This is a genomic window from Salinivibrio sp. IB574 (genome assembly GCF_001996205.1).
Taxonomy (GTDB): domain Bacteria; phylum Pseudomonadota; class Gammaproteobacteria; order Enterobacterales; family Vibrionaceae; genus Salinivibrio; species Salinivibrio proteolyticus.
On sequence record NZ_MUFN01000003.1, the window covers coordinates 1 to 3,187 of the forward strand.

The 3,187-nt window shown below is 52.7% G+C and carries 1 rRNA gene (cut by a window edge); it reads left to right on the plus strand.

Annotation, left to right across the window (positions count from 1 at the left end):
• Positions 1-3,187: ribosomal RNA gene (locus BZJ17_RS02050) — 23S ribosomal RNA — on the plus strand; its annotated part runs 52 nt beyond the window's last position; the annotation flags it as partial.

Genomic DNA, 3,187 nt, shown 5'->3' on the forward strand with positions numbered 1-3,187 from the left:
TAAGCGTAGACGGTGGATGCCTTGGCAGTCAGAGGCGATGAAGGACGTATTAACTTGCGATAAGCCCAGATAAGGCAGTAAAAGCCATTTGAGTCTGGGATTTCCGAATGGGGAAACCCACCTGCATAAGCAGGTATCTTAGCGTGAATACATAGCGCTAAGAGGCGAACTCGGGGAACTGAAACATCTAAGTACCCGAAGGAAAAGAAATCAATTGAGATTCCGGCAGTAGCGGCGAGCGAACCCGGAGCAGCCCTTAAGCGGCTTAGGCGTTAGGTGAACAGGTTGGAAAACCTGGCAATAAAGGGTGATAGCCCCGTAACCGACAGCGCCTTAGTCGTGAAAACGAGTAGGACGGGACACGTGATATCTTGTCTGAACATGGGGGGACCATCCTCCAAGGCTAAATACTCCTGACTGACCGATAGTGAACCAGTACCGTGAGGGAAAGGCGAAAAGAACCCCTGTGAGGGGAGTGAAATAGAACCTGAAACCGTCTACGTACAAGCAGTGGGAGCCTCCATGTGGGGTGACCGCGTACCTTTTGTATAATGGGTCAGCGACTTAATGTTAGTAGCAAGGTTAACCGTATAGGGGAGCCGTAGGGAAACCGAGTCTTAACTGGGCGTGTAGTTGCTAGCATTAGACCCGAAACCGAGTGATCTAGCCATGGGCAGGTTGAAGGTTGAGTAACATCAACTGGAGGACCGAACTCACTAACGTTGAAAAGTTAGGNCGAGTAGGACGGGACACGTGATATCTTGTCTGAACATGGGGGGACCATCCTCCAAGGCTAAATACTCCTGACTGACCGATAGTGAACCAGTACCGTGAGGGAAAGGCGAAAAGAACCCCTGTGAGGGGAGTGAAATAGAACCTGAAACCGTCTACGTACAAGCAGTGGGAGCCTCCTTTGTGGGGTGACCGCGTACCTTTTGTATAATGGGTCAGCGACTTAATGTTAGTAGCAAGGTTAACCGCATAGGGGAGCCGTAGGGAAACCGAGTCTTAACTGGGCGTGTAGTTGCTAGCATTAGACCCGAAACCGAGTGATCTAGCCATGGGCAGGTTGAAGGTTGAGTAACATCAACTGGAGGACCGAACTCACTAACGTTGAAAAGTTAGGAGATGACCTGTGGCTAGGGGTGAAAGGCCAATCAAACTCGGAGATAGCTGGTTCTCCCCGAAAGCTATTTAGGTAGCGCCTCGGACGAATACTACTGGGGGTAGAGCACTGTTAAGGCTAGGGGGTCATCCCGACTTACCAACCCTTTGCAAACTCCGAATACCAGTAAGTACTATCCGGGAGACACACGGCGGGTGCTAACGTCCGTCGTGGAGAGGGAAACAACCCAGACCGCCAGCTAAGGTCCCAAAGTTATCGCTAAGTGGGAAACGATGTGGGAAGGCTCAGACAGCCAGGATGTTGGCTTAGAAGCAGCCATCATTTAAAGAAAGCGTAATAGCTCACTGGTCGAGTCGGCCTGCGCGGAAGATGTAACGGGGCTAAGCGATACACCGAAGCTGCGGCAATGTCCTTATGGATATTGGGTAGGGGAGCGTTGTGTAAGCTGTTGAAGGTGTGCTGAGAGGCATGCTGGAGGTATCACAAGTGCGAATGCTGACATGAGTAACGATAAAGGGGGTGAAAAACCTCCTCGCCGGAAGACCAAGGGTTCCTGTCCAACGTTAATCGGGGCAGGGTAAGTCGGCCCCTAAGGCGAGGCCGAAAGGCGTAGTCGATGGGAAACGGGTTAATATTCCCGTACTGCTGCTTACTGCGATGGGGGGACGGAGAAGGCTAGGTGGGCCTGGCGATGGTTGTCCAGGTTCAAGTGCGTAGGCTGATTTCTTAGGCAAATCCGGGAAATCAAGGCCGAGACACGATGTCGAGCCACCAAGGTGGTGAAGTCATTGATGCCATGCTTCCGGGAAAAGCCTCTAAGCTTCAGGTAAGTAGCAACCGTACTCCAAACCGACACAGGTGGTCGGGTAGAGAATACCAAGGCGCTTGAGAGAACTCGGGTGAAGGAACTAGGCAAAATGGTACCGTAACTTCGGGAGAAGGTACGCTGCCCGCGGTGAAGTCCCTTGCGGATGGAGCTATGGGCAGTCGCAGATACCAGGTGGCTGCAACTGTTTATTAAAAACACAGCACTGTGCAAAATCGAAAGATGACGTATACGGTGTGACGCCTGCCCGGTGCCGGAAGGTTAATTGATGTGGTTATCGCAAGAGAAGCCATTGATCGAAGCCCCGGTAAACGGCGGCCGTAACTATAACGGTCCTAAGGTAGCGAAATTCCTTGTCGGGTAAGTTCCGACCTGCACGAATGGCGTAATGATGGCCACGCTGTCTCCACCCGAGACTCAGTGAAATTGAAATCGCAGTGAAGATGCTGTGTACCCGCGGCTAGACGGAAAGACCCCGTGAACCTTTACTACAGCTTGGCACTGAACATTGAGCCTACATGTGTAGGATAGGTGGGAGGCTTTGAAGCGGCGACGCCAGTTGCTGTGGAGCCATCCTTGAAATACCACCCTTGTATGTTTGATGTTCTAACTTAGCCCCGTTATCCGGGGTGAGGACAGTGCCTGGTGGGTAGTTTGACTGGGGCGGTCTCCTCCCAAAGAGTAACGGAGGAGCACGAAGGTGGGCTAATCACGGTCGGACATCGTGAGGTTAGTGCAATGGCATAAGCCCGCTTAACTGCGAGAGTGACGGCTCGAGCAGGTACGAAAGTAGGTCATAGTGATCCGGTGGTTCTGAATGGAAGGGCCATCGCTCAACGGATAAAAGGTACTCCGGGGATAACAGGCTGATACCGCCCAAGAGTTCATATCGACGGCGGTGTTTGGCACCTCGATGTCGGCTCATCACATCCTGGGGCTGAAGTCGGTCCCAAGGGTATGGCTGTTCGCCATTTAAAGTGGTACGCGAGCTGGGTTTAGAACGTCGTGAGACAGTTCGGTCCCTATCTGCCGTGGGCGTTGGATGATTGAGGGGAGCTGCTCCTAGTACGAGAGGACCGGAGTGGACGAACCGCTGGTGTTCGGGTTGTGTCGCCAGACGCATTGCCCGGTAGCTAAGTTCGGCACAGATAAGCGCTGAAAGCATCTAAGCGCGAAGCTGGCCCCGAGATGAGTCATCCCTAGAGCTTCGAGCTCTCTAAAGGGTTGTCGTAGAC